The organism is Streptomyces sp. NPDC101776, assembly GCF_044766845.1.
Taxonomy (GTDB): domain Bacteria; phylum Actinomycetota; class Actinomycetes; order Streptomycetales; family Streptomycetaceae; genus Streptomyces.
In genome coordinates, this window is the sequence record NZ_JBIWMV010000007.1 from 1 (window position 1) to 26,733 (window position 26,733).

General features: G+C 71.0%; 22 protein-coding genes. 10 read left to right on the forward strand and 12 right to left on the reverse strand.

Going from position 1 to position 26,733, the window contains the following annotated elements; all coding sequences use genetic code 11:
* Positions 1–114 precede the first annotated feature (114 nt).
* Positions 115–747 carry a response regulator gene (locus ACIRRY_RS22795; RefSeq protein ID WP_403975597.1) on the reverse strand — a complete coding sequence of 211 codons (633 nt, stop codon included), beginning with the start codon at positions 745–747 and terminating at the stop codon, positions 115–117.
* Entirely contained in the window at positions 747–2,018 is a 1,272-nt protein-coding gene (locus tag ACIRRY_RS22800; protein WP_403976376.1) for a sensor histidine kinase, read from the reverse strand. The genes ACIRRY_RS22795 and ACIRRY_RS22800 overlap by 1 nt, the downstream gene beginning before the upstream one ends.
* A 199-nt stretch (positions 2,019–2,217) precedes the next feature.
* Here ACIRRY_RS22800 and ACIRRY_RS22805 point away from each other — a divergent pair, with 199 nt between their 5' ends.
* Positions 2,218–2,955, forward strand: coding sequence for an ABC transporter ATP-binding protein (locus tag ACIRRY_RS22805; protein WP_403975600.1), 738 nt, complete (start codon positions 2,218–2,220; stop codon positions 2,953–2,955).
* Entirely contained in the window at positions 2,949–5,402 is a 2,454-nt protein-coding gene (locus ACIRRY_RS22810) for an ABC transporter permease (RefSeq protein ID WP_403975602.1), read from the forward strand. Before ACIRRY_RS22805 ends, ACIRRY_RS22810 begins: the two co-directional genes overlap by 7 nt.
* 36 nt (positions 5,403–5,438) lie before the next feature.
* Here the strand turns inward: ACIRRY_RS22810 and ACIRRY_RS22815 are convergent, their stop codons facing one another.
* Positions 5,439–7,172, reverse strand: coding sequence for a cholesterol oxidase substrate-binding domain-containing protein (locus ACIRRY_RS22815; protein WP_403975604.1), 1,734 nt, complete (start codon positions 7,170–7,172; stop codon positions 5,439–5,441).
* A 135-nt stretch (positions 7,173–7,307) separates the two neighbouring features.
* On the opposite strand from ACIRRY_RS22815, the gene ACIRRY_RS22820 reads away from it, so the two are divergent.
* Together ACIRRY_RS22820 and ACIRRY_RS22825 are read left to right on the forward strand one after the other, a co-directional pair.
* Complete coding sequence (locus ACIRRY_RS22820; RefSeq protein ID WP_403975607.1) at positions 7,308–8,291, forward strand: aldo/keto reductase; 984 nt, start codon at positions 7,308–7,310, stop codon at positions 8,289–8,291.
* A 74-nt stretch (positions 8,292–8,365) separates the two neighbouring features.
* Complete coding sequence (locus ACIRRY_RS22825) at positions 8,366–8,851, forward strand: DUF6328 family protein (RefSeq protein ID WP_403975610.1); 486 nt, start codon at positions 8,366–8,368, stop codon at positions 8,849–8,851.
* On the opposite strand, the gene ACIRRY_RS22830 is transcribed toward ACIRRY_RS22825, so the two are convergent.
* The 4 genes from ACIRRY_RS22830 to ACIRRY_RS22845 form a co-directional block, all read right to left on the reverse strand.
* Positions 8,784–9,431 carry a DUF2238 domain-containing protein gene (locus tag ACIRRY_RS22830; protein ID WP_403976378.1) on the reverse strand — a complete coding sequence of 216 codons (648 nt, stop codon included), beginning with the start codon at positions 9,429–9,431 and terminating at the stop codon, positions 8,784–8,786. The genes ACIRRY_RS22825 and ACIRRY_RS22830 overlap by 68 nt on opposite strands.
* A gap of 111 nt (positions 9,432–9,542) precedes the next feature.
* Entirely contained in the window at positions 9,543–10,565 is a 1,023-nt protein-coding gene (locus ACIRRY_RS22835; protein WP_403976380.1) for a hypothetical protein, read from the reverse strand.
* A gap of 110 nt (positions 10,566–10,675) precedes the next feature.
* On the reverse strand, positions 10,676–12,322 hold the full coding sequence (locus ACIRRY_RS22840) for a serine/threonine protein kinase (RefSeq protein ID WP_403975613.1): 1,647 nt from the start codon (positions 12,320–12,322) through the stop codon (positions 10,676–10,678).
* Positions 12,323–12,744: 422 nt separating this feature from the next.
* Positions 12,745–13,731 carry an aldo/keto reductase family protein gene (locus ACIRRY_RS22845; protein ID WP_403975616.1) on the reverse strand — a complete coding sequence of 329 codons (987 nt, stop codon included), beginning with the start codon at positions 13,729–13,731 and terminating at the stop codon, positions 12,745–12,747.
* A 326-nt stretch (positions 13,732–14,057) separates the two neighbouring features.
* Here ACIRRY_RS22845 and ACIRRY_RS22850 point away from each other — a divergent pair, with 326 nt between their 5' ends.
* From ACIRRY_RS22850 to ACIRRY_RS22865, 4 genes are all read left to right on the forward strand, one after another.
* Positions 14,058–15,551 carry a helix-turn-helix domain-containing protein gene (locus tag ACIRRY_RS22850; protein WP_403975618.1) on the forward strand — a complete coding sequence of 498 codons (1,494 nt, stop codon included), beginning with the start codon at positions 14,058–14,060 and terminating at the stop codon, positions 15,549–15,551.
* 237 nt (positions 15,552–15,788) lie between these two features.
* A complete protein-coding gene (locus tag ACIRRY_RS22855; protein WP_403975621.1) occupies positions 15,789–16,064 on the forward strand; it encodes a hypothetical protein in 276 nt (91 codons plus the stop codon).
* Positions 16,065–16,103: 39 nt separating this feature from the next.
* Entirely contained in the window at positions 16,104–17,627 is a 1,524-nt protein-coding gene (locus ACIRRY_RS22860; protein WP_403975624.1) for a pentapeptide repeat-containing protein, read from the forward strand.
* 93 nt (positions 17,628–17,720) lie between these two features.
* A complete protein-coding gene (locus ACIRRY_RS22865) occupies positions 17,721–17,897 on the forward strand; it encodes a hypothetical protein (RefSeq protein WP_403975626.1) in 177 nt (58 codons plus the stop codon).
* A gap of 33 nt (positions 17,898–17,930) precedes the next feature.
* On the opposite strand, the gene ACIRRY_RS22870 is transcribed toward ACIRRY_RS22865, so the two are convergent.
* Complete coding sequence (locus tag ACIRRY_RS22870; RefSeq protein WP_403976382.1) at positions 17,931–18,860, reverse strand: NADP-dependent oxidoreductase; 930 nt, start codon at positions 18,858–18,860, stop codon at positions 17,931–17,933.
* Positions 18,861–18,971: 111 nt separating this feature from the next.
* On the opposite strand from ACIRRY_RS22870, the gene ACIRRY_RS22875 reads away from it, so the two are divergent.
* Complete coding sequence (locus tag ACIRRY_RS22875) at positions 18,972–19,364, forward strand: winged helix-turn-helix transcriptional regulator (protein WP_403975628.1); 393 nt, start codon at positions 18,972–18,974, stop codon at positions 19,362–19,364.
* 177 nt (positions 19,365–19,541) lie between these two features.
* Here ACIRRY_RS22875 and ACIRRY_RS22880 read toward each other — a convergent pair whose 3' ends face one another.
* From ACIRRY_RS22880 to ACIRRY_RS22895, 4 genes are all read right to left on the reverse strand, one after another.
* The gene (locus ACIRRY_RS22880; protein ID WP_403975631.1) at positions 19,542–20,501 is read right to left on the reverse strand and encodes a pyridoxal-phosphate dependent enzyme; all 960 of its coding nucleotides are present in this window, start codon (positions 20,499–20,501) and stop codon (positions 19,542–19,544) included.
* 147 nt (positions 20,502–20,648) lie between these two features.
* Positions 20,649–21,326, reverse strand: coding sequence for an AIM24 family protein (locus tag ACIRRY_RS22885; protein ID WP_403975633.1), 678 nt, complete (start codon positions 21,324–21,326; stop codon positions 20,649–20,651).
* Between the two features lie 66 nt (positions 21,327–21,392).
* Positions 21,393–22,823 carry a CAP domain-containing protein gene (locus ACIRRY_RS22890; protein WP_403975635.1) on the reverse strand — a complete coding sequence of 477 codons (1,431 nt, stop codon included), beginning with the start codon at positions 22,821–22,823 and terminating at the stop codon, positions 21,393–21,395.
* Between the two features lie 519 nt (positions 22,824–23,342).
* Positions 23,343–24,602 carry a serine hydrolase domain-containing protein gene (locus ACIRRY_RS22895; RefSeq protein ID WP_403975638.1) on the reverse strand — a complete coding sequence of 420 codons (1,260 nt, stop codon included), beginning with the start codon at positions 24,600–24,602 and terminating at the stop codon, positions 23,343–23,345.
* A 309-nt stretch (positions 24,603–24,911) separates the two neighbouring features.
* Here ACIRRY_RS22895 and ACIRRY_RS22900 point away from each other — a divergent pair, with 309 nt between their 5' ends.
* On the forward strand, positions 24,912–26,720 hold the full coding sequence (locus tag ACIRRY_RS22900) for a M4 family metallopeptidase (protein WP_403975640.1): 1,809 nt from the start codon (positions 24,912–24,914) through the stop codon (positions 26,718–26,720).
* Positions 26,721–26,733 lie beyond the last annotated feature (13 nt).

A 26,733-nucleotide genomic window follows, 5' to 3' on the forward strand; every position in this document is an offset into this window, starting at 1 on the left:
TGCTGTCGCGAGGGTGTCCAGGTCTGTCTTCACACACTGACATTGGACGCCCTCGTCCTATGTCCGCAGGCCATCCCTTGGACTCATTCATCTAGCCGTACTGGCTCACCTGTGTCAGGCCCGCAGGTAGGCGAGGACGGCCAGCACCCTGCGGTGGGTCTGCTCCGTCGGGGGCAGGTCCAGCTTGGTGAGGATGTTGCCGATGTGCTTGCCGATCGCCGCTTCGGACACCACCAGCTCCTTGGCGATCGCGCCGTTGGACCTGCCCTCGGCGATCAGTGCCAGCACCTCGCGCTCGCGCGGGGTGAGCCGCTCCAGCGGATCGCGGCGCCGACGCAGCAACTGCCGTACCACCTCGGGGTCGACGACCGTCCCGCCGTCCGCCACCTTGTGCAGCGCCTCCACGAACTCCTCGACCTGGCCGACCCGGTCCTTGAGCAGATAGCCGACGCCCGATCCGTCGCCGGAGTCCAGGAGTTCGGCGGCGTACGTCCGTTGCACGTACTGACTGAGGACCAGGACCGGCAGCGCGGGGTGCTTCTCGCGCAGCCGCACGGCCGCGTGCAGGCCCTCGTCCTGGAAACCGGGCGGCATGCGGACGTCCGTCACCACGATGTCGGGGGCGTGCTCCTCGACCGCGGCGACCAGAGCCGGCGCGTCCCCGACGGCCGCCACCACCTCGTGGCCGCAGCGGGTGAGCAGGCCGACGAGCCCGTCGCGCAGCAGCACGCTGTCTTCGGCCAGCACTACGCGGAGCGATCGGCCACCTCGGTCAACTGGCAAGGAAACTCCACACGCAACAGAGTCGGTCCACCCGGCGGACTGGTCAGGGCGAGTCTGCCATCCAGCACCGACACCCGGTCCGCGAGACCGGTGAGGCCACTGCCCACCGAGGGGTCCGCGCCGCCGCGGCCGTCGTCGCGCACCTCCAGGAACAGGCGTCCGTCGCGATGACCGCCGCTCACCCGCGCGCCGTCGGCCCCGCTGTGCCGGGCGACGTTGGCCAGCGCCTCGCAGACCACGAAGTACGCCGCGGACTCGACCGCCCGCGTGGGCCGCCCCGGCAGTTCGAGGTCGACGTCGACGGGGACCACGCAGCGGTCGGCGGCGTCGCTGACGGCGGCCTGAAGACCGTAGTCCGTAAGGACTTTGGGGTGGATGCCGTGGATGAGCTCGCGCAGCTCCGCGAGTGCCTGGCCCGCCTCCTCGTGGGCCTTGGCGAGTTGGTCGGAGAGCGGGCCGGGCGGGGCGTCGAGGCGGGCCAGTCCGAGGGTCAACGTCAGTGCCACCAGGCGCTGTTGGGCGCCGTCGTGCAGATCGCGTTCGATACGACGCCGCTCGGCCTCGAAGGCGTCCACCAACCGGACACGGGAGCGGGCCAGTTCGACAACCTCGGCGCCCAACTCGCCCTCGCGGGAGGCGATCAGCAGCCGGGTCAGCGCGGCGCGGGCGCCCGCCGTGACGCCGAGCACGTAAGCGCACAGGCCCATCAGGAGGAGACCCAGCACGGCGACGCCGAAGGCGGTCGGCCAGGTGGTCACCGTCCACTGCTTGAGCACCTTCGCCTCGTGGCCGTCGCCGACCGTGGCCATCAGCAGCGGGGCGGCGACCATGGACAGGGGGACGAACAAGGCGACCGTGACGGCCAGGGCGTCGACCGGCCACAGCAGCCCGGCGAACAGCAGCGCGTACCCGAGTTCCCGCCAGGTCGTCTGTTCCCGCAGCCGGGTGGTCAGCCAGGCCCACGGTCCCGGCGCGGTCGGTACCTGGTGCCGGCCTGACACCGGGTCGCGGTCGATCAGACGCACCCTGTACCGCTCCACCCGGGCCATCGGGATCCCGCTGAGGGCGACCAGGACGAGCAGAGGCAGCCCCACCAGGACGAGGGCGAGCGCACCGCAGACCGCGGTCACCGTCACGATCCCCACCAGGGCGGCGACGCCGGTCACCGCGCCGGTGAGCAGATACGCGGCCGAGCGCCAGGGCCAGGCCGACAGCAGGAAGCCCGGCCGGGACATGGCCTGCCACACATTCCGAGGGTGCATGTGCATGACCGTAGGCGGGTCCACGGGTCCGGTGCCATCGGCCCAGTGGGCGTATCGGGGGTATGCCTGGCCCTACCCCAAGTCTCGGTCGGGGCCTACTGCGTTGCGCGGGGCTTCGGCGGTTTCGTTGTGGCACCGACGAGCCGAGGAGAAGTTACAGGTGGGGGAACACATGAGCAACGACGCGATCCGATTGCGCTCGGTGACCCGGCGCTACGGCTCCGGCGGCACATCCGTCACCGCCCTTGACCGGGTGTCGCTCGCCTTCCCCAGGGGGACGTTCACCGCCGTGATGGGCCCCTCCGGGTCCGGCAAGTCGACCCTGTTGCAGTGCGCCGCGGGCCTGGACCGGCCCACGTCGGGCTCCGTCATGGTGGGCGACACGGAGCTGACCACACTGAGCGAGACCGGGCTGACCCTGCTGCGCCGCGAACGCATCGGCTTCGTGTTCCAGGCGTTCAACCTGCTGCCCTCGCTGACCGCCGAGCAGAACGTGGCCCTGCCGCTCCGGCTGGCCGGCCGCCGCCCGAAGAAGGCCCAGGTGCGCGAGGTCCTCGAACAGGTCGGACTCGGCTACCGCGCGCGGCACCGCCCGACGGAGCTGTCCGGCGGCCAACAGCAGCGGGTCGCCCTGGCCCGCGCCCTGATCACCCGCCCCGACGTGCTGTTCGGCGACGAGCCGACCGGCGCGCTCGACACGAAGACCGGCCGCGAGGTACTGACCCTGCTGCGCGGCATGGTCGACCAGGACGGCCGGACGATCGTCATGGTCACCCACGACCCGGTCGCCGCCGCCCACGCCGACCGCGTCGTCCTCCTCGTCGACGGCCGTCTCGACGGCGAGCTGCTCGGAGCCTCTGCCGAGGACATCGCGGCGCGCATGACCAAGCTGGAGGCGGCCCCGTGCTGACCACCACCCTGCACACCCTGCGCGCCCGCTGGGTCACCTTCGTCGGCAGCTTCGTCGCGCTCTCCCTGGGCGTGGCGCTCATCGCCGTGATGGGGCTGGCCCTGGCGTCCTCGGCGGACGCACCCGACCGCGCGCCGGAGCGATTCGCCGCCGCGCCGGTCGTCGTCAAGGGCCAGGACACCCTTGAGGTGTCCACCTCGAACGGCGACCGCACCCGGAAGCTCCCGCAGCCGCGTGCCGTGCCCGACGAGGTGATCGCGAAACTGCGCGACCTCGCGACCGTCGTCGAGGACCGGTCGTTCGCCGTGCGGGCCGAGGGCGGCCCCGCCGGGCTTGTGGGCCACCCCTGGTCCACCGCGGCCTTCGCGCCGTACGAACTCGCAGCGGGACGCGCCCCCGAGGCCGCGGACGAGGTCGTCGTCAGCGGTGACTGGGGCGGTCCGGGCACCCGGGTGCGGACCGACACCGGCACGGTGCGCGTCGTCGGCACCGTGACCGGACTGGGCTTCGAGAACGCCGTGTTCTACACCGACGCCCGCGCCGCCCAACTGTCGCCGCACAGCGTCCAGTTGGTGGTCGGCGCCGACGCGGCGGCCGTACGGGAGGCGGTGCGCGGCAGTGCGGGCGTACAGGTCCTCACCGGGAGCGCGCGCCGGTATGCCGACGCCGACCCCGACCGGGACAGCGAGGCCCTCACCGCGATGAACGCCATGTTCGGCACGGCCGGCGGGGTCACCGGGTTCGTGTCGGTGTTCGTGGTGGCCTCGACCTTCGCGTTCACGGTGGCGCAGCGGCGCCGTGAGTTCGGGCTGCTGCGCACCGCCGGGGCGACCCCGGGGCAGATCCGCCGCATGGTCCTCTGCGAGGCGCTCGTGGTCGGTGTGCTCGCCTCGGCCACCGGCTGTGTGTTCGGTTCCTACGGGGCTCCGAAGCTCGCCGAGTGGGCGGTCGACGAGGGTCTCGCGCCCCGCTGGTTCACCATCGGCGGCTACACCTGGCCCTACCAACTGGCTTTCTGGACAGGCCTGTTCGTGGCCCTGTGCGGGGTGCTGGCCGCGTCCTGGCGGGCGGGGCGCACCGGTCCCACCGAGGCGCTGCGCGAGGCGTCCGTGGACACCCGGCCGATGACACGGGGCCGTCGGCTGTTCGGCGTGGCTCTGCTGATCACCGCCGGAGTGACGCTGGCCCTGGCCCTCGTGACGAACCCGGGCGAACTGCTCCAGCGCAAGACCTACGTGAGCCGGCCCATGCTGCTGATCACCTCGGTCGCGCTGCTCGCGCCGGTGCTGGCGCGGCCGCTGGTCCGGCTGGTCGGCTGGCTACCGGCCCAACTACCGGGCGCCGGTGGGATCTTGGTCCGGGAGAACTCCGCCGCCGGGGTGCGCCGTACCGCCGCCGTCACTGCGCCCGTGCTGGTCACGGTCGCGCTGGCGGGCTCGCTGCTCGGCGCCACCGCGACCCTCGACCAGGCGAAGACCACCGAGTTGCGTGAGCGGACCGTCGCCGACTTCGTGGTCACTCCGGCGGGCGACGCCGGCTTCGACGAGCCGACGCTGAAGCGGCTTCGGGCCGTGAACGGCGCCGAGGTCTCGGCGAGTTCGTCGAGCGCCGTGTACGTCCTGGAGGACGGCGTGGCGCTCATCAGGTCCGACGCCAGGGCCGTCGAGCCGGAACCGTTCGCGGCAACGGCCCGACTCCCGCTCGCCGCAGGGAGGTTGAGCGATCTGGACGACGACTCGATCATCGTCAACGAGGAGTGGCAGCGGCACACCGTGGGCGAGCGGGTCGACGTGTGGCTCGGCGACGGCACGAGGAAGTCCCTGAAGATCGCCGCGGTCATGACGATCGGCGCCGGCGACAACGGCGTCTACGTCACCCCGCGCAACGCCCCTGCCGCCCCCGTCGACCGGGTCGACGTACGCCTCGCGGGCGGTGCCGACGCGGGCACCGTGGCCGCCGGTCTGCGCCGGGCGGTGCGGGCGTCGGGCGGGGACGTCCTCACCAGGGACGCATGGTTGCGTGCGATGCGCCCCGAGACGAACCGGACGACCCGGGCGGGCTTCTTCCTGGTGCTCGGGATCGCCCTCCTCTACACCGGCATCTCCCTGGCCAACACGATGGTCATGGCGACCTCCGACCGGGCCCGCGAACTGGCTGTGCTGCGGCTGGCCGGCGCCACCAGGTGGCAGGTGCTGCGGCTGGTGGGGGCCGAGGCGCTGATGGTGGTCATGGTCGGCGGGTTGCTGGGAGCGCTGGTCGCAGGGCTCAACCTGGCAGGCATGTGGGGCGCGTTGGGCCTGCTCTCGGTGTGGACGTCGATCGAGATCCCGTGGGCGACCCTCGCGGCGGTGGGCGCCTGCGCGGTGCTCGCGGTTGTCTCGGCGGTCGCTTCGGCGGGCCTCTCCCTGCGCCGCAGGGCGGTGGAGTGGGCGGGCGCACCGGAGTGACCGTTCGGGGTCCACGGGTGAGGGCGTCGGCCGGTGCTAGCCGAACAGCCGGTCCAGGAAGGCGTTCCCGAACACCCCGTGCGGGTCCAGCCGGTCGAAGGTCCCCGCCGCCTGCCCCCACACCGACTCCCCGAACGAGCCCGGGATCGCGGTGCCGAGCACCTCCTCGTCGCTCCACGCGGCCTGCTCGGTGTAGGCCCAGCCCTTCGACCACTCGACCCGGGTCAGGGCGTCCGCGCCGTCGTACGAGCGCAGCAGGAACTGCTCCAACTCCCGCAGGAACTCCTCCGCGTACGGCGTGCCGGGCAGCGTCAGGACGTCCAGCCAGACCGCCGTGTCCCACCCGGGGTGCTCGCCGCCGGGCCGTAGCGCGGACAGCAACGGGGCGCGGGCTCCGGTGAGTTCGGTGTCGGCGGGGTGGTCGAGGCCGGTCACCCGGATCTCGACGGTGCCGTTGACGGGGAACCGGCCGAGCGCGGCGTACGCGGCGAGCCGTTCCCGGTAGAACTCGGTGAACTCGTGCACCACGCGCTGCACTTGGGCCCGTGAGGTGAGCACCGCATAGCCGTTGGCGGCCTCCCGCAGTGTCGTCGGCTTGATGTAGAGCAGCGTGTTCTTGGACGGTCCCCAGATGTCCGCCGACAGAGTCGTCGTCAACCCCAGCGCGGCGACGTCGAGTTGGGCGTTGCCGAGCACCGGCGCCAGATACCACGCGGCATCGGACAGGATCCGCCCGGCGAGATCCGCGACCAGGGTCGGCACGTTGTCGGAGAACGGATAGTTGTACGGAGACGAGACGCGCCGCGAGGTCAACGGCTTGGTCGGGGCGACACTCCACACCTTCAGCCAGGGGAACTCGGTGAACGCGAACCAGATCGCCTCGGCCCGCCCCGACGCGTCCAGGAAGCTCGCGAAGGTCCGCCCGCCCGACCCGGGCGCCGCGAACAGCTCGGTGGCCGTGATGTCCGTACGGCTGACGCAGCGCAGATTCGCGTTCGCACCGACCCGCAGTACGACCTCGGTGACCAGCGCACGCCCCAGATGGGTGAGCAGCGCCGCGCAGTCCGCCTGGTCGCGGGTGTAGGTCCGCAGGACGTACGCGCCGGTGTCCGCGTCCCACACCACCGCCGTCAGCGACAGCACGAGATTGCTGAGCGACCCGAACGTGTGCCCGGCCGTCCGCGTCTCGCCGTGTGCCGGTACGGCCGTGCCGTGCGCGTCGATGGCCAGAGCGCCGCCGAGCGTCAGATCGCCGGGCGCGGGCGAGGCGGTGAGACCGAGACCGTGGCCCTCCAGGAAGGTGAGCAGCGCCTCCAGGGTGACACCCGTACCGGCCCGTACGGCCGAGCCCGAGTCCAGGGCCAGGCCGGTGAGGTGCGGGCCGGTGTCGACCAGCAGCACCGGCGCGTCGGCCGCCGTACCCGGCTCGATCGTCAGCGGCGACCAGCCGTGCGAGGAGCCACGGGCGCGGACCCGCCACCCTTGCTGCCAGGCCCAGTTGACGACGGACACCACCTGGCCGGCGTCGGTCGGCGCGCACGCCCACAGCCCGTCGGCGGTGATCTCGCCGGCCCAGTTCCGGTACGCCGAGCGGTACAGGTCGACCTCGGCCGGGAAGTCGGGCAGCTCGGCCGCGGCGAGGGCCGGATCGGCCGTCAGGAGCACGGGTACGGCGGCCAGGGCCGCCGCGGAGAGAAGGAAGCCCCGACGGGTCCAGGGAGCGGAACTGCCGTTCCCCGGCTGGAGGTTGTTCGCCACATGATCGGTCACGCGCACACGCTAGGGGCCCGTTGACACGAGTAGGCATCCTGTCGAATGGGTTCACTCGTGTGAGTGAAGGTTCACAGGTCACGGCCCGGAGGAGCCCGTTCCGCGCAGGTCGGTGGCGGATGGCAGACTGACGGCATGGACGAACGTGTAATCGGCAGGTCGCGGCAGCAGGCATCCGTCGTCGGTCTCGGCACCTGGCAGCTCGGCGCCGACTGGGGAGACGTCGACGACAAGGAAGCCCTCGCCGTACTGGAGGCGGCGGCGGAGTCGGGGGTGACCTTCTTCGACACGGCCGACGTGTACGGCGACGGACGCAGCGAGCAGACCATCGCCACGTTCCTGAGCGGCCGGCCCGATCTGCATGTCCTGGTCGCGACGAAGATGGGCCGCCGCGTCGACCAGATCCCGGAGAACTACGTCCTCGACAACTTCCGCGCGTGGAACGACCGTTCGCGCCGCAACCTCGGCGTCGACCGCGTCGACCTCGTGCAGCTGCACTGCCCGCCGACGGCGGTCTACTCCTCGGACGAGGTGTTCGACGCCCTCGACACCCTGGTCGCCGAGGAGCGCATCGCCCGCTACGGCGTCAGCGTCGAGACCTGCGAGGAAGCCCTCACGGCGATCGCCCGGCCGAACGTGACCAGCGTGCAGATCATCCTGAACGCGTTCCGTATGAAGCCCCTGCTCCAGGTGCTCCCGGCCGCGCAGGAGGCGGGCGTCGGCATCATCGCGCGCGTGCCCCTCGCCTCCGGCCTGCTGTCCGGCAAGTACACCAAGGACACGGTCTTCCCGGAGAACGACCACCGCACGTACAACCGGCACGGCGAGGCCTTCGACCAGGGCGAGACCTTCTCCGGCGTGGACTACACGACCGGCGTCGAGGCCGCCGCCGAGTTCTCCGCGCTGGCGCCCGAGGGGTACACCCCGGCTCAGCTCGCCCTGCGCTGGATCATCGACCAGCCCGGTGTCACCACGGTCATCCCCGGCGCCCGCTCACCCGAACAGGCCCGCGCCAACGCCGCCGCCGCGAAGCTGCCCGCCCTGTCCGAGGACACGCTCACCGCGATCCGCGACCTCTACGACCGCCGGATCAAGGACCAGGTGGAGGGCCGCTGGTAGGCACCGGCCCCGTGTGACGGGTCCTCTTGAGGGGCCCTTGTTTGAAGGGCGTGCGGTCCGGTTACACGGACCGCATGACCCAGGAAGACCGGCGGACGGGACGCGACGAGTCCGAGGACGAGCGCGCGGACCGCATGTGGGGCGAACTCATCCAGGAGGTCCGGGTCGCGCAGACCGGAGTGCAGATCCTGTTCGGGTTCCTGCTCACCGTCGTCTTCACCCCGAAGTACGAGCAGTTGGAGCACGCGAACCAGGTGCTCTACCTCGTGACCGTCGTCCTCGGCGCCACCGCCACCGGAGCGCTGATCGGCCCGGTGTCCCTGCACCGTCTGGTCTCCGGCCGGAGCGTGAAACCCCAGGCGGTGCGCTGGGCGTCCCGGCTGACCTTCGTCGGCCTCGTCCTGCTGCTCGCCACCATGACCGCCGCGCTGCTGCTGGTGCTCCGGGTCGCGACCCACGACGCGTACGTGCCCTGGCTGGTCGCGGGCGTGGTCACCTGGTACCTGCTGTGCTGGTTCGTACTGCCGCTGTGGGCGCGGCGGCGCGATACGACCCGATGACCCCGAGCCGCGCCATCTGCCGGTCGTGGACCCGGCTGAGCACCAGCACCGAGACCGTGGCCCCGATCAGCGCGCAGAACATGTCCCACTGCGTGTCCCACACATCCCCCTGCGTGGCCAGGAAGGCGTCCGCGCCGTGCCCGCCGATCACGGCCGCCGCCCACTCGAACAGCTCGAAGAGCGCGCTGAAGGCGAGGCACGCGCACACCGTGAGCGGCGCCAGCCAGCGGCTGCCGCGCAGGGGTGAGGTGCGGGTGAGCAACTCCCTTACCAGGACGGCCGGTACGAAGCCCTGCATGAGGTGGCCGAGACGGTCGTAGGGATTACGGCTGAGGCCGAAGGTGTCCCGGACCCAGTCGCCCGCCGGTACCTGTGCGTACGTGTAGTGGCCGCCGACGGCGAGGACCAGCGCGTGCGCGGCGAGCAGACAGCACAGCAGGCCGGTCATGGGGAAGCGCCGCCAGGTCAGGACGATCACCGGCAGTCCGACGAAGACCCACACGGTCTCCAGGAACCACGTCGTGCGGTCGTGCGGACGCCAGGCGGAGAGGGTCATGCCGACGACCACCAGCGCGACCATGGCGGCGGGCAGACGGCCTCGCGGTGCGGAAGGAACGACGGACACGATGGGGCTCCCTTGTCGTGGGGAGCCCCATCGTGTCCGAAGGCCGAAGTCGCTACATGAGTACGGCTACTCAGCCGGCGTGGTGGTCCTGCGCAGCGCGGTGAGGCAGCTGTCGATGGCCTGCTGGAGCTCCTCCAGACGCTGGACCATGTCGTCCTCGTAGAAGTCCTGGGCGTCGTCGAAGGTCAGCTCCTCGAAGGCCTTCGTGGCCTTCTGGAGGCTGCTGTAGAACTTCGTCCGCTTCTCCTGGACACGCAGTTCGGGGTCGGCCTCCACCGCCTCGACGACCAGGTTCTTCATCGTGTCGTAGGCCTCGGTGGCCCAGCCGCCGGTGTCCTCGCCGTCCTCCAGCTCGTCGAGCAGCGACAGGTGCCGCTCGGCCTCCTGGCGCAGGTCGACGGGCGCGTCGACGGTCTGTCCCGCGGGGGTCTTGATCTGGCCCGACTCGGCGATCTGGCGGACGTATCCGATCCGGTCCGCCGAGCGGCTCTCCGTCGCCACCGCCTTCTTCAGGTCGTCGGTGCGCACGACGTCCCGGGCCAGCTCCGACTGGAGTTCCGGGTCCTCGCGGACGCGGTCCAGCAGAGCCTGCCGGGCCGCACGCGCGGTCGACGGGTCGGCGAGGATCGCGGCGCGCAGCGCGGTCGGGTTCTCCGCGACCTCCAGCGCCTTGGTGGGCCGGATGCCCTCGGCCTCGGCGGCCTCGGAGATCGCGGTGCCGCGCTCGGAGGTCGCGCTGGAACGGGAGACGTAGTAGTTCAACCACACGTCGGCGTCCGGGAGTTCGACCTCCTGGCCGGGGGACAGCTCCTCGAAGTGCGGGACGAGACCGTCGTCCGCGGCCCGGTCCCAGGCCTTGTAGTAGCGCATGACACGCTCGGGGGAGCAGTCGGCGAGCTCGGCGAACTCCTTCGCGGACACCTTCGGCGTCTCGTCCGCGCTCTGCCCGCCGGGCCGTACGCTGCGCGCCACCTTGAGGCCGAATGCCCAGCCGCCGGTGCGGGCGTAGGCTCCGAACTCGTGCGCGTCCCGGGCGACGAGGCCGGCGTCGTCGAGAGCGGTGAAGGACGTCTCGGCCTGGTCGATCACTACGGTCAAGGCGGACTCTCCTGGCTGGTGATGAGGCACGGTACGAACAGGCAGCCTATATCCACCCATTGCCGCTGGTTTGACCGCCCGCCTCTCGCGTCGCCGTCAGTTCAGTTCGACTCTCGCCGGAAGGTCTTGAAGAAGGTCTGCAGGGCCTGGCGGTTGGCCGCGTCGTTCCATTCGTCGGCGGGCGTCGTCCACCGTAGCGAGAAACTGCGCCCGCCGCCGATCAGGAAACCCCGCCCGAGCGTACGCACCTGGTCGTCGCCGGTTCCGGAGAGCCATTCCAGGTCGGCCGCCTTGTCGCCCTGGAACGTCGTGGCCCTGATGTCGCCGATCTGCTGGAACCCCTCGGTCTGCTTCAGCCCCGGAAGAACGTCGTCCCGCCATACGGCGACGGGGTCCGGGCCCGCCTTGGTGCTGTACGTCACGGCCAGTGTGCGCGGGTCGCCCGAGGCGCCGAAGGTGATCCGGTAGGCGTCGGTCGCCTGCTGGGTCTCCAGCACCTTCCAGCCCTTGGGGAGCGCGACGGAGAAACCCTGCGAGGCCTTGAACACGCGGAAGCCGGCCGGCAGCGCCGAGGCGGTGGGGGAGGGGGACGCGGTGACCGAGGGCGAGGCGGAGGCGGCGGGCGAGGTCGGGGCCGTCGGCGAAGGCGTGGCGGACGGGCTGTAGGCATGCCCGTCGACGTTCTCGCCGGGGGTGGTGGCCGAGGCGGCGGCCGAAGCGGTCGGGGGCTGCGAGGGGGCGGTCGCGGCCGAGGACTCGGTGCCGGGCAACTGGTGGGTGGCGGCGAGGACGGCGACCGTGACGGTGCCGACGGCGAGCGCGGTCCCGGCGGCCATGCCCCGCCCGCTCCAGGTGGTGCCCGCCCCGCGCACGGCGTCGTAGGCCCGTCGCAGCCGTGGCAGCGGGACCGGATTCCGGTCGGCGTACGGGTCGTCGTTGAGGATGCGGGTGAGCAACTCGCGGACCACCGGGCGGGTCAGCCGTTCCCGGGAGTCCTTGCGCAGCAGCCCCTGTACTACCTGTGCCAGCGGCCCGGCGCGCGAAGGGCCGCGCATCGGGAGCCGGTCCACGCCCTTCATCGTCGCCTCGGGGCGGCCCCGGTCGCGGAACGGCGGGTGTCCCTCGACGAGCGTGTAGAGGATCGCGCCCAGCGCCCACAGGTCGGCGGCGGGACCGATGCGCTCGTCCCGTGCCTGTTCGGGGGAGGCGTACGAGGGTGCGGTGATCCGCGGGACGAGGGTGGCGCCCGCGAGGCCGAAGCCGGTGAGGACGACCCCGCCCCGGTCCCGCACGAACACCTGGCCGGGGCTGAGTTCGCCGTGGGTGATGCCCTCGCTGTGCGCCGCCTCCAGGATGTCGAGCAGTTCGAGTCCGATGCGGGCGGCCCGTACGTAGTGGAACGTGCCCTGCTGGGCGAGGAGTTGGCCCAGCGGTGTGCCGTCGATCCAGTCGGTGACCGTCCACAGCGTGCCGGACTCCTCGACGGCGTCGACGACCGGGGCGACCCGGGTGGGGCACTGCAGCACCATGACGTCGGTGGTGCGCCGGATGCCGTCGGTGATCCGGCCGGAGCTCTCCCCGTCCGGGACGGCGGGGAGGGTCACCTCCGTGAGGAGGCAGGGGCGTTCGGCGATCGTGTCCTCGCCGTACCAGGAGACCCGGTGGGTCTCGCGATGGGCGACCTCCATGGGCCGGTATCTGCCGGCGACCGACTCGTGTACGGAGACGTGCGTGTCGACCATGGCCATCCCTCGCTGAACCCCGGGCTTCTCACCTTTCCCAGAAGTACGGTGGGTGTGATGGGCTGCGTTCAATGGAAGCCCAATTCCCCGGTGTTTCTTGCCTTTTATTCAACGGGGGCGAGCGGGTGTGCGAGAAAAACGAGTCGCGGGGGAGGCTCCCAGGTCGCCGCGCGTGTCCCGGGTCGGCCGAATTCGCCCGGGAGGCTTCCGAGAAGGAATACGACTGCCCCGAGCTGGAGGTAACCATCGGTAACGTCGACTTTCCCGCCGCCGTAGCTCTGACCAGGCACTGGTGCGGGGCCGGAACCGATCCGTGTGAGCGTCAACTCCCCGCGTCTACCTGGCAGTTCCCGGGAGTTCTTTCGGGAGTCCGCGGGGGGACTGCCCTGCCTTGGAGCAGCCCCACCCTTCGCGGAGTCCGTCGTACGTCAGTCCCGGCCCGCCTTGGGGGTGCCGCGTTCCGCGACCGGGTCGAGGAGGGTGTCGATGGCCCGCATGAGGTCGGCGTCCAGTTTGACCCCGGCGGCCTTGACGTTCTCGGTGACCTGTTCGGGGCGCGAGGCGCCGATGATGGCGGCGGAGACGTTGGAGTTCTGCAGCACCCAGGCCACGGCGAGTTGGGCGAGGGAGAGTCCGGCCTGCTCGGCGAGGGGCTTGAGCTGCTGGACCCGCTCCAGGACGTCGTCCCGCAGGAACCGGCCCACCATGTCCGCGCCGCCCTTCTCGTCGGTGGCGCGGCTCCCGGCCGGCAACGGGGCGCCCGGCGCGTACTTGCCGGTCAGCACACCCTGGGCGATGGGTGACCAGACGATCTGCCCGAGCCCGAGTTCCTCGCAGGTCGGCACGATCTCGTCCTCGATCACCCGCCACAGCATCGAGTACTGCGGCTGGCTGGACACCAGCGGGAAGCGCAACTCCCGGGCGAGCGCGTGCGCGTCGCGGATCTGGTCGGCGGTCCACTCGGAGATGCCGATGTAGTGCGCCTTGCCGGAGTGGACCACGTCGGCGAACGCCTCCATGGTCTCCTCCAGCGGCACCGTGGGGTCGTAGCGGTGTGCCTGGTAGAGGTCGACGTACTCGGTCCCCAGCCTGCGCAGCGAGTTGTCGATGGACTCCCTGATGTGCTTGCGGCCCAGGCCGCGGTCGTTGGGTCCGGGGCCGGTCGGGAAGTAGACCTTGGTGAAGATCTCCAGACCCTCCCGCCGCTCGTCCTTCAACGCCCGGCCGAGCACGGATTCGGCCCGGGTCTGCGCGTAGACGTCGGCGGTGTCGAACGTGGTGATCCCCGCGTCGAGGGCGGTCCGTACGCAGGCGAGCGCCGCGTCCTCCTCGACCTGGGAGCCGTGGGTGAGCCAGTTGCCGTACGCGATCTCACTGATCGTCAGACCGCTGCGGCCGAGTTTGCGGAATTCCATGGGGCGACTCTACGCAAGGCGCTGGGGCGGCAGTCGGATCAGTGGCGAGGGGGTGTGCGCAGGTGCGGGGTGGGGCGGGCGGTCGACGTGTGGGGGCGGTGTAGTGGGTGGTTGCGCCTCCTGCGGCAACCTGATGGGAGCGCGGCACTCAACTCCCGGACGGCTTCGTGCCATTGGCCTGTGGCCGTATCTGTCGGAGGTGACGCGGGAAGCACCGGTCATGATCGTGCTACGGGCTGTTCAGGTGTTGTTGTCGGGCGGCGGACGCGCCGTGCCGGGGGAAGTGGGTGCGGTTGTGGGGATGTTGGGGCGTGGGGACGATCTCGATGAGCGTGAGGGTCGTGCGGCGCAAGGGCTCCCCGGGAGAGGTGCTCGGGTGGCTCGGTCGGCGGATCGGGGCCGAGGTCGCGTGGCTCGGGTGCGGGGGTGTGGTCGACGCGGCGACGGCCGGATTCTCCGGAGAGCTGTTAGGCACGCTGGGCGGGGAGTTGGACCGGGTGGTCGGCGGGCGGCTGGCCGCTGCCGCGACGCGGGTGGGCGGTGTGGAGGTACGCCTTGAGGCATTCGGCGGGCGCGAGCCGCGATCTGTGCTGGTGACGGTCAGCGCGTCCGCGCTGTCGCGGGAGGCGGCGGCGCTGGCCTCGCAGGCAGGCGGTCTCATCGAGTTGCTGGGACGGGCGCTGGCGGCCGACGACAGTGCGCGCGGGTACGAGGAGAAGGCGCGGCAACTGCGCTTCGCCGTACTGACGGTGCTCATGACCGGGGACGTCATGCCGGCCAGGCGGGTCAGCACCGGTGAGGTCCCGGGGCTGCTGAGCGCCGAGCGTGTGCGGGTCCAAGTGCTGCACTGCCCGCCGGCCGACCGCGATCGGCCGGCCCGGACCTATCGGGATCCCTCGGGTTACCACGGCAAGGGCCTGATGGTGCACTGCCCCGCCTTCAAGGAGCACTTGATCTGCCCGATCGCCGAGGACACGGACGGGGACGGGGACGCCGATGCGGACGTGGACGCCGGTGACGGTTCCCTGCGGGGAGAGGTGCTGCGCCGCCTGGTGCGGGAAAATCCCGGGTACGCGTTGGGTATCAGCAGGTCCCATCCGCTCGCGGCCACGGGCGCGGCCTACGGCGAGGCCCTGCACGCCCTGGTCGTCGCCCGCAACTCCCCGGAGCGGCTGGCCGCCTACCCCGGCGAGCCCGCGCTGATGCAGTTGCTGCCCCGCGGTGAAGCCGTCGCCTGGGCCCGCGCCTTCGTGGAACCGCTGAGCGTCCTCCCCCGGCACACCGTGGACGTCGTACGCCTGGCAGTGACCTTTCCCCGGACCGCCGTGGCCCGGCTGCTGCAGATCAGCCGCAACACCGTCGCGGCCTACTGCCGCCGGGCGGAGGAGGCACTCGGACTGGACTTCGATGACGTCCGCGCCCGTGCCGCGCTGGATCTGGCGCTGTCGCTCGCCACCCTCCCGCCCGATCCGGCCGTGCACGTCCCGCGGATCGTGCCGTCTCTTGGGGAGTTGCTCCGTTCCGCACCCGCCACCACCTGGGCGGAGTCCTTCCTCCACCCACTCGGTGATGCCCGGCACCACAGGCTGTTGGCCACCGTGGGCGCCTGGATCGACGCCGACATCGATGCCCAGCGGACGGCCGAGCGTCTGGGCATGAGCCGGAACACCGTCCGTGTCCACCTGCGTACCGCCGAACGCCTGCTCAACCGCGATCTGCTGACGGCCGGTTCGGGCATCCACGACCTCGTCCACGCCCTGCGCGTGACGGGTGAGCACCACGCGCCTTGGGCAGCGTGCACACCCGGCGGTCGAACCTGAACACCGTGCACCGTAGCCCCAGTTGGACATCGCCTCCTAGCGTGATCATGGCAGGACGAGCCGGCCGTCGTCGAAGAGCCCGTGTCCAGTGCACCCGAAATCGGCTGGACCAGAGCCGCGTTCCGACGCATATTTGCCCGACGGCGACGGCGACGGCGACGGACGGGTCGGCACGCGACAGCGCATTGATCGGATTGCCGTCCATCCGCTGCACGGCCCCCGACGAAGGAGGATGCGTTGAGGAACAATCCCGAAGAGATGCAGCCGGGATCGGACAGCGATGGCACGGAACCCGCGAATATCGATTCATGGGGCGACGAGGAGGATTTAAACCTCGGGGAGGACTACGTGGACGAACGCAGACCCGCTCCGAATGTGCCGGAATCGGCCGGAGGCTCCCCGGGCGGTGAATCCTTAGATACCGCGCGGGACGTCCAGGACATCGAGGTCTACCTCGACAATTTATTCGGCACCGACGCCTCGTGCGCCTACTCGGACGATTTCGACGAATAGCGGGGAACTCCCGCCCCGCACTGTACGTCCCTCCCGGGTGTGACCTACCCTCCTGACCGCACCGCTCAGTTCTCCACGACCGCGCCGCCCTGGCCGTACTGCGGACACGGTGCCGATCCGGCCGGCTCCCCGATCGGCTGTCGAGGCCGGCGTGTAGCGCCCCACGGCGAATGCCTGGCTCACCTCGGCGACAGCCATGGCGCCGACTACCTGGCGAGCCTGGGGCCCGGCAGCGATCTCGATCACCGTGGCACCTCTCTCACCGAAGACCTCCTGAACCGGCTCCTCGATGCCGTCCGGGATCCCGCCACCCAGCGGCCGTACCTGGGCGCGGCTCGGTTCGATACAGCATCGTTCCTCGGCGACGCCGAATTCGGTGGAACTCACTTCAGGGACGAAGCCGGGTTCGAGCAGGCCGTGTTCCTTGGCGTCGCCCGCTTTGCGGCTACGGAATTCGGCGGCGACGCCCAGTTCGAGCGGGCACGGTTCCGCGGTGCACAGTTCCGCGAAGCACGGTTTGACGGCCGAGCGTGGTTCGGTGAGGCCCGGTTTTCCGAGGAGGCGCGTTTCGACCGGGCGCGGTTTGCCGGTTACGCCAGGTTCGGTCTGGCCCGTTTCCTGAACAATGCCGCGTTCGGCGGTGCCCAGTTCCTGGAGAACATCGGATTTCAGGGAACAAGGTTCGGTGGCCATGCCTGGTTCCACGGAGCCAGGTTCGAGCGGGAATCACGGCTCGGCCCCCTGGCGTGTGCGGGCTCCCTGGACCTGTCGGCGGTCGTCTTCGCGGCGCCCGCCGTCATCGAGGCAGCCGCGGAGAAGGTGTGGTGCATACGGACGCGTTGGGAGGCGACGGCGGTCCTGCGCCTGCGGTACGCCACCGTCGACCTCGGCGAAACCGTTCTGGCGCATCCCTTGAGCATCACTGCCCAGCCCGCTCCCTTCACGGACCGCACCGGCACCGACTGGAGCCAAGGCGCCCTGGATGAAGGCGACTTGGGCGGCCGTGACGCACGGGTGCACATGGCATCGCTGCGCGGGGTGGACGCCGCCCACCTGACGCTGCACGACGTCGACCTCACCCACTGCCTGCTCTCCGGCGCCGTACACCTCGACCAGTTGCGCCTTGAGGGCGAGTGCACCCTGGGGCTGCCGCCTGCGGGGGTGCTCCGGCACGGGCGGATACCGATGCGCTGGACGGCACGACAGACCCTGGCAGAGGAGCATCACTGGCGCGCCGCGCAGGGCTACGACGGGTGGACGGCGGCGTCCGCCGGAGCACCCGTACCGGGGCCGTCGGCGCTGGCTCCGTTGTACCGGCATCTCCGCAAATCCTTCGAGGACGGCAAGAACGAGCCGGATTCCGCTGATTTCTACTACGGCGAGATGGAGATGCGTCGTCACGACCTGAAGCGGCCCCGCGCCGAGTGTGCGCTGCTCGCTCTCTACTGGGCAGTGTCGGGGTACGGGTTGCGCGCTTCCCGGGCCCTGGCCTGGCTGCTGGGTGCCATGGCCGTCACCGTGCTCGTGATGATGTTGTGGGGTCTGCCGAGGGCGGATGCGTAGCCCAGGTCCACCAACAGCTCGACCAGTTCAGGGATTTCGGGGGTCGACAGTACGACCGATCCGGTCGACCCCGGCGGGCCGCTCACCCGGCGCATGACGTCCGAGCGGTTCGAGAAATCAGCCCGGGTGGTGATCAACTCGGTGGTGTTCCGCTCGTCGACCCAATCGTTGACCACCGCCGGGACCTACACCGAGATGCTCTCCCGTCTCGTTGAACCCGCCCTGCTCGGCCTCGGTGCCCTCGCGATCCGCGGGCGCGTCAGACGCTGAGCGCCCGCTTCAAGGCCCACCGGTACTCGCGCATCAGAGCGTGAGGACGAGCTTCCCCCGGAGGTGGCCGTCGTCGAGCAACCGGTGTGCGTCGGCGACGCGTTCGAACGGGAACGTCTCCTGCACATGGACCCGGAGCCTGCCCTGTTCGACGAGGTCGACGAGACCTCGTAGGGCGACGGGATCGGGGTCGACCGCGATGCCGCTGAAGCGCATGCCGGCCGCTTCGTACCTGGCGATGAGTTCCGCGTCCGCCTCGGCCACCGCCGTCACCAAGTGGCCGCCCGGACGCAGCACTTGGAGGGAACGCTCGACGGTGTCGCCGCCGATCGTGTCGAGCACGACGTCGATGTCACGGACCGACTCGGCGAAGTCGACCGCCGTGTAGTCGATCACCTCGTCCGCGCCGAACCCCTCGACGAACGCCCGCTTGCTCCCGCTCGCGGTCGCGATCACATGCGCGCCGAGCGCTTTCGCGATCTGGACCGCGACATGGCCGACCCCGCCACCGCCGCCGTGGACCAGGACGCGATCGCCCTCGCTCACACCGCCGAGGTCGACGAGGCCCTGCCACGCCGTCAGCCCGACGACCGGCAGCGCCGCCGCCTCGACATGCGAGAGCGACGCCGGCTTGCGGGCCAGGTGCAACGCCGGCGCCGCCACGAACTCGGCGTACGCGCTCGCCGCCCGCGGGAACAGCGGCATCCCGAACACCTCGTCGCCGGGCCTGAACCGCCATGTCCCCGGCGCCTGTTCGACCACACCGCTGATGTCCCAGCCGAGAACGAACGGCGGCCGACCGATCAGCGGGAACTCACCGGCGCGCAGCCGCGCCTCCAGCGGGTTCAGCCCGATCGCCTCGACACGGACGAGAACCTCGGTCGGGAGGGGCCGGGGCACGGGCGCCTCGACGACGGTGAGCACCTCGGGCCCGCCGGGCGTCTGCTGGGTGATGACTCGCATGACCGGCATGTCCGGAGTGACTGGCATGGCTCTCCTGGCTTGGGAAAGTGGGACAGGGGGAGAGCACCCAGGCTAGGCATCCCATAGGAACCGCCAGGTACCTTAGGCGCCATGAGCGGTTTCGGTCCCGGTGATCCCTTTCTCGCCGACTGCCCGGCGCGTCTCGCGGTCGAGCTCATCGCCGACAAGTGGACGGCGGTCGTGCTCTACGGCCTCAGCAGGGGCCCGGTGCGCCATGGCGAGCTGATCGGACTGATCGGCGGCATCTCCCGCAAGATGCTCACCCAGACGCTCCGACGGCTTGAGGCGCACGGACTCGTCCGCCGCCACGCCTACGCCGAGGTGCCGCCCCGCGTCGAGTACGAACTCACCCCGCTCGGGGCGACGTTGATCGACCCGATCCACACACTGACCGAGTGGGCGAGGGCGAACGGAGACGCCGTGCTCGACGCGCTCGACGCCGATCCCGAGCCGATCGCCCAAAGCGACTCAGGCTCCCGCTAGTTGGACAGCGCCGCAGGGCTGTCGACGTTCCGCGGACCGAGCGAATTCCCCGACCGGCCACTGGATCCGCCGCCAGTTCCACTACGCCCGCCGGGGCCCCCGCCATACTCACCGAGAGCCGAGGAAGGACTCGGGGGTTCGTCAACAAGCACATGAGCGAAGTGTGTTGACGAGGTGTCAGCTCAAGCCGAAACCCTCCGACCAGGCCGCGATGTCGCCCACCGTCGCGTTGCCCCCGCAGACCACCAGACCGAGCCGCGCGACGCCGCCGACCCGCTCCAGCACCTGCCGGGCGGCGGGCAGCAGGCAGCCCGCGGCGGGCTCGGTCCACACCTTGGCGTGCTCGGCGAGGTCGAGACAGCCTCGGACGGCCTCCCGGTCGGGGACGGTCAGCACCTCGGTGACGAGGGCCGACACATGGTCGTACGTCAGCTGCGACACGGTCGGCGCGCTGAGCGTGGTCACGATCGACGACGGTACGACCGGCACCGGGCCGCCCGCCGCGAGCGCCGCGGACATCGCCTCGGCGCCCTCGGTCTCCACACCCCAGACCCGGATTCCGGGCCGGCGGGCGTGCAGGGCGGCGGCGATCCCGGCGATCAGGCCACCGCCGCCGATGCTGACCAGGACGTCGGTGAGGTCACCGGCGTCCTCCGCGAACTCAAGGCCCACGGTGCCCTGTCCGGCGATCACCACCGGGTCGTCGAACGGGTGGACCAGGGTCAGCCCCTCGTCCCGCAACCGGCCCACCAGCCCGAACGCGCTCGGCATGTCGTCGGTCAGCCGCAGCGACGCGCCCGCCGCCTCCACCAGCGCGACGGACCGCGCCGGCGCCGAACGAGGCATCACCACCGTCGCCTTCACGTCGAGCGCCGCCGCCATCACCGCGAGCGCGATCCCGTGATTGCCGCCGCTGACCGCGACCACCCCGGCCGCCGACTCGGCCTCGCCGAGCGACAGCAGCTTCGCCGTCGCCCCGCGCGCCTTGAAGGAACCCGTGCGCTGCAACAGCTCCAGCTTCGTGGTGACCGGGACACCGAGCAGCTCGGAGAGCCCGAAGCTGTCCACGGTCGGGGTGCGTACGACGTGTCCGGCGATCCGCTCGGCGGCGGCTTCGATGTCCGAGATGCCGATCAAGGCAGTCATCCTTCCGGCACGGGGACAGGTGACCCGTGCCGAATCGACCCTGACCCGGAAGGGACGCGCAGGTCAACACGATTCGGAGATCGCGGCGCACCGGGAACTCCGGGACGGGGCGTCGCGCTGCCCCGACCCCCGGGGACCTCAGTGCTGCTGCGCCTTCTGCGGCGTCTCCTCGCTGGGCCGTACGACGACGAACCCCTCGCCCTGGAGCATGAGTTGGACGGCCTCGCCGGAGCCGCCGCGCAGCATCGAGCCGATGGACTGCGAACGGTGCAGCGAGGTCTGGAGGTGGGCCGACCAGCCGACCACCGCGTCCGTGTCGACGAACACCGGGTACTGCGGCGAGACGGGTATGACCAGCGGGTTGCCCTCGCAGACCAGGCCCAGTTTGCCCTGCCCGGTGAAGACGCTGTTGAAGAGACCGCCGCCCGCGATGCCGGAACCCTTCACCGTCTTGATCGCGTACGACAGCGAGGCGTCGAAACACAGGACGTTGCGGCCGTTGACGGTGAACTCGTCGCCGGGGTCGATCTCGACCACGAAACAGTTCTGCGCCTCGTGCGCGAACCACGCCTCGCCCTGGCCGCGCACCACCATCAGCGGCAGCCCCTCACCGGTGACCGCGCGCTTGAGCATGCCGCCCACGCCCTGGCCCTTGCGCTCGAACTGGAGGTTGCCGCGGTAGGCGATCATCGCCCCCTGGCGGGCGAACATCTCGCCGTTGACCGCGTACCGGATGCACTTGGCATTCTCGACGGTCATGCCCGGCGCGGTGGCCGGCTGCACCATGTGCTCACTGGAAAACAGATCACCCTTCATGCGGGCATCCTGACCCGGAAGATCTCATTCCGCCAAGATCGTGGACGGGTCGACCGTGCCGGGCGGTCAGGCACCGAAGAGTTGGGTCCAGTACGTCCCCATCTGGCCGCCGCCCGCGAATCCGATGCCTATGTGGGTGAAGTCCGGCTTGAGGATGTTCGCGCGGTGGCCGGGGCTGTTCATCCAGCCCTCCACGACCTGGGCGGGCGAGCGCTGACCGCAGGCGATGTTTTCGCCGATCGTGCGCCTGCGCGAGCCCGCGGCGGCGGCCCGGTCCCAGGGCTGGGAGCCGTCGGGCGAGGTGTGCGAGTAGAAGGCGCGGGCGACCATGTCGGTGCTGTGCGCCTGCGCGGCGGCGGCGAGCAAAGGGTCTACGGCCAGTGCGCGCAGCCCGGCCCTGGCACGCTCCGCGTTGGTCGACTCGACCACTTCCTCCGCCGTGCGGGCCAGGTTGCCGGCGGTCAGGGGCCTTGCCCACAGTGCCGTCCAGTAGATGTCACCGGAGCGGGGGTCGACGGCCTGGGCGAGCCCCGCGTGCGTGAAGGCTCGCTCCAGCAGCGTCCGGCGGGGCTGTTCGGTGCGCAGGCAGTACTCGACGAATCCGGCGGGGGAGCGGGGACCGGAGACCAGGTGTTCTCCGATGGTGAGGTAGCTGTATCCGGCCTGGACGACGCGCTGGTACACGGAGACGCCGTCGCGGCTCTCGGCGCCGAGCTGTCCGGCGGCGGCCATGCCGGCGACGTGGGCCTGCGCGGCGGAGGTGAGCCGGGGATCGAGGGAGACGGGTGGGCGACCGGCGTCGGTGCGGGCCGAGTTGGCGAGGGCCAGGAAGCCGGTGGGGTCGGGTGCGGATCGGGGGCCCGGCGCTCGTGCCGCCGTGGCGGGATTCCCAACTCCTGTGACAGCGCCCGGGGTTCGCGGCGTCATGGTGGAGCCTGCCGCGCCGGGGGAGCGAGGCGTACCCGGCTTGGCCGCGCCCGCTCCTCGCGCGGGAGCCGAGGCGGTGCCGGGTGTCGAGTCCTCGGCGAGGTCCACGCCGAAGTCCCGGGCCACGCCCGCGAGTCCGTCGGCGTACCCCTGCCCCAGTGCGCGCAGTTTCCAGCCGGTGCCGCGTCGGTAGAGCTCGGCGAGGAGCAGGACGGTCTCGCGCTGAGGGCGTGGTGGGGTGAAGCGGGTGAGGGGTCGGCCGCCGGGGTCGGTCACCTGGAGGGTGGGTGCGGGGAGGCGGCCCAGGGGAGTGCCGGGGGCCGCGGGGCTGACGGCGATCGTGACCCGCGCGGCGCCGGCGCGCAGACGGCCCGGGTCGACGGTCAGGGTGTCTCCCCGCAGACGGGCTCCGGGTGCCGTCGGCTGGTTGTAGAACACGAAGTCCGCGTCGCCGCCGACCTTGCCGCTCTCGTCCGTGATCAGCGCCGACACGTCGAAGGGACCGGCCACCCGCAGGGTGAGGGTGCCGCCCGGCAGGGGCAGATTGCCGCCCTGCGTCAGCTCGTTCATGGCACCGCCCTCGCTGTGCGCGCCCGATGGGCCCCGGTATCGCTTGGTGCTGCCCTGGTGGGCAGTTCGTTGTCCACTCAACGTCCCACCGGGGCACGCGGGTTCCCGCGCGGCGAGCGACCGGGGCGGGCCGGTTCCGGCGCGGCGTCCTGCCGGGGCGAGCGGGTTCTGGCACGGCGTCCCGTCCGGGCAGTGGGTTCCCGCACGGCGTTCCGCCGGAGCGAGCCGATTCGGCATGGTGTCCCGCCGGGTCAGGCCGGTTGCGGCACGGCGTCCCGTCGGGTCAGGCCGGTTCCCGCACGGCGTTTCGCCGGAGCGAGCCGGTTCGGCTCGGTGTCCCGTCGGGTCAGGCCGGTTGCGGCACGGTGTTCCGCCCGGGCAGGACGGTTCCCGCACGACGAACCGCCCGAGCAAGCCGGTTCGGCACGGCGTCCCACCGGGAGTAAGTCGGTCCCGATACGACGCGACGCGGGGCCGGAGAGCGATGCCCGCCGACCCCGCGCCCCGCGTGCAACGCCCTCAGTCCCGGGCGACCCCCGGCGCGATGTCCTCGTAGGCCACGCGCCGTTCGGTGACGTACGAACCCCGCCCGGTGAGCGGCGATCCAGGGATCGCCCTGGTGCGCTTGCCGCAGAACGCCGCCTCCAGAGTGCCCGCCATCGTGTTCAGCACCGTGCCGTTGTTGGAGGTGTTGGCCAGTGCGGTGAGGCTGCGGCGGCCGTCCTTCGAGGTGAAGGAGTAGGTGTAGAAACCCTGGACCGCGCCCGTGTGGCCGTACACGGAGACCCCGCAGGACAGATCCCGGCGCCGCAGTCCGAGGCCGTACCGGGTCGTGCTGTTGACCGGGGTCCACCGCTCCATCTGCGCGAGCTGAGCGGCGGAGGTGAGCCTGCCGCCGAGCAGTGCGGAGAAGAAGGTGTTCAGGTCGCGGGTGGTGGAGATGACCGCGCCGGCGCTCTGCGCCCAGGAGACCGTCTGCTCGGTGGCGTCGACCAGCGGCGCGCCCGCGCGGTCCGGGGTGAGGTAGCCGTGGGCGTAGCGGCCCGGGATCTTCGTGGACGGATGGACGTAGAAGGTGTCGCGCAGCTTGAGCGGCTTGATGATGCGGTCGCGGTACGCGGTCGCCACGGAGTGCCCCGTCACCTTCTCGATGAGCATCCCGGCGACCACGAAGTTGGTGTTCGAGTACGAGTAGGCGGCGCCCGGCGCGTTGGTGCGCGCGTGCCGGAGCGACAGCCCCACCAACTGCCGGTAGGTGAAGACCTTGTCGCGTACGGCCTCGAAACCGGAGACCGAACTGGCGAACATGGAGTTCGTGTAGTCGTACAGACCGCTGCGGTGACTCAGCACGTGGCGCACGGTGATCCGCCTGTCGGGCAGGAGCCCGGGCAGGTAGCGGTCGACCGAGGCGTCCAGGTCGAGCTTGTGGGCGTCGGCCAGTTGGAGCAGGACGACGGCGGAGAAGGACTTGGTGACGCTGCCGATGCGGAAGCGGTCGGCGTTGCCGATGGCCCGGCGGGTCGTGCGGTCGTCGATGCCCGCGGCGGCCGTGCGGACGGTTCCACGGTCGTCGATGCGGGCGATCGCGCCGGGTGCGCCCTGCGCCGTCAGCGCGCGCAGCACGGCACGGAGGCCCGCCAGGTCGGGGGCCGGAAGCGCGGCCCTACCGCTGGTTCTCGTGGTGTCCGGTTCGTGAGTCGCGGCATGTGCCGGTACCGCCGTGAGCGCCAGCAGTGCCGCCGCCGACGCCGTGGCCCTGCGCACCGTTCGTGTGACCATCCGGTTCTCTCCCGTTTTTTCTCTGTATGCGAGATCGATCACAGTCGCGCGAGGCAACCTTCTCGCGAGCCGTCACATCTCCACAGGTGTCGCACAGTTGGTCACTCGTTGATCACTGAGCGGTGTGGATTCGCAAAGTATTGCCATAAAGCGATCGAAAATCGTTTATTTCGGCTTTACATGCACATGGCGTATCCGTCAGGGTTTCGGCTCGGGGCCCGACCAGCCCCCGGGTGCGGTGCGTTCAACCGCGCCCTGTCTCAAGGCGGTTGGTGATCCCGACCGTCTCGTACGGAGGAGCCCTCATCCATGCGTGGACCCCACATACGCAGCCTGGCGGTCGCCGTCGCGGTGACGACGGCCGCCACGGGGCTGGCCGGAACGGCCTTCGCGGGACCGGCCACGGGGACGGATCACGCGGCGGCGTCGACCGATACCGGCACCAGCGCCGCGTCCGTCGTAGCGGCCGCGCGTGCCGCCGCGTTCGCGCACGCTACGGCGACCGGTGTCACACGGGGCGATGAACTCCGGGCCCAGGACGTGCTGATCGACCCCGAGGGCGCACGGCATGTGCGGTTCATCCGCACGCACCAGGGCATGCCGGTCCTCGGCGGCGACCTCGTCATCCATCTGTCCCACCGGCTGGCCTACACCGGCGTCACCCGCGCGGCCGACCACAGCGTCGCGCCCGCCACCACGCAGGCCGAGCTGACGGCCGATCAGGCCGAGGCGAAGGCTGCCGCCGTCGGCAAGGGCGACGCGGGCACCGCCGAACTCGTGGTGGACGCCCGGAGCGGGGCAGCCGCCCTCGCCTACCAGGTGCCCGTCAGCGACAGCGCCACCGCCGAGGCCGCCGGCACCCGCACGGTCGTCATCGACGCCGTCACCGGCAAGGTCCGCAGCAACACCCCCGACAGCGACGAGTTCCTCTCGCCCAAGCTCCTCGACACCCTGCGCGAGCGCGGCGAGACCCTGGACCCCGCCACCGGCACCGTCGCCGCACAGCCGAAGTCCCTCACGGCGGCGGCAGCCGCCGCGCGCGCGGTCCACTACCCGGTCACCGCCTCCGGCACCGGCACGTCGCTCTTCGTCGGCAAGGTGCCGCTGACCACCACCCGCACGGCACGCACCAGTTACCTCCTCAAGGACCCGACCCGCTGGGGCACCGAGACCCGCGACGCCAAGGGGCAGGAGCTGGAGAACTTCGCGCAGGGCAAGAAGTTCACCACCACCACGAACAAGTGGGGCAACGGCGCCGTCTCGCACCGCGACAGCGCCGCCGTCGACGCCCAGTACGGCATCACCAAGACGCTGGACTTCTACAAGAAGACCTTCGGCCGCAAGGGCATAGAGAACAACGGCAAGGCCGCCCGCGGCATGGTCCACTTCGGCAGGAAGGTCGCCAACGCGTTCTGGGACTCGACCTGCGACTGCATGCTCTACGGCGACGGCGACGGGGACATGTTCAAGAAGCCGCTCGTCGTCCTCGACGTGACGGGGCACGAGCTGACCCACGGTGTCGTGGACGCCACCGCGAAACTGGAGCCCACCCGCGTCGACGCGGACGGCAACCAGTACGGCGAGGCGGGCTCACTGAACGAGTCCCTCGCGGACATCTTCGGCTCCAACGTCGAGTTCAGCGCCAACAACGCCAAGAACCCGCCGAACTACCTCATCGGCGAGAAGCTCGGCCTCGCCCAGAAGTTCCTGCGCCGCCTCGACCACCCCTCCCTCGACAAGCTCGAAGGCACCATCGACTACTGGTCGCCGCAGACGTACGACGCCGAGGTGCACGCCGGCTCCGGTGTCTCCTCGCACGCGTACTACCTCCTCGCGGAGGGCAGCGGGCGCAAGACGATCGGCGGCTTCGCCTACGACTCGCCCACCTACGACGGGTCGACCGTCACCGGCATCGGCCGCGCCAAGGCCACGGCGATCTTCTACCGCGCGCTCACCCGCTACATGGTGTCCACCACCGACTTCCACGACGCGCGCCTCGCGACGCTGAAGGCCGCGGCGGACCTCTACGGCGCGAACAGCACGGCGTATCAGACCGTCGACCAGGCCTGGGCCGCCGTGAACGTCACGGTCGCCAACACCCCTGCCGCCAGGCACTGACCACCGTCCGGGT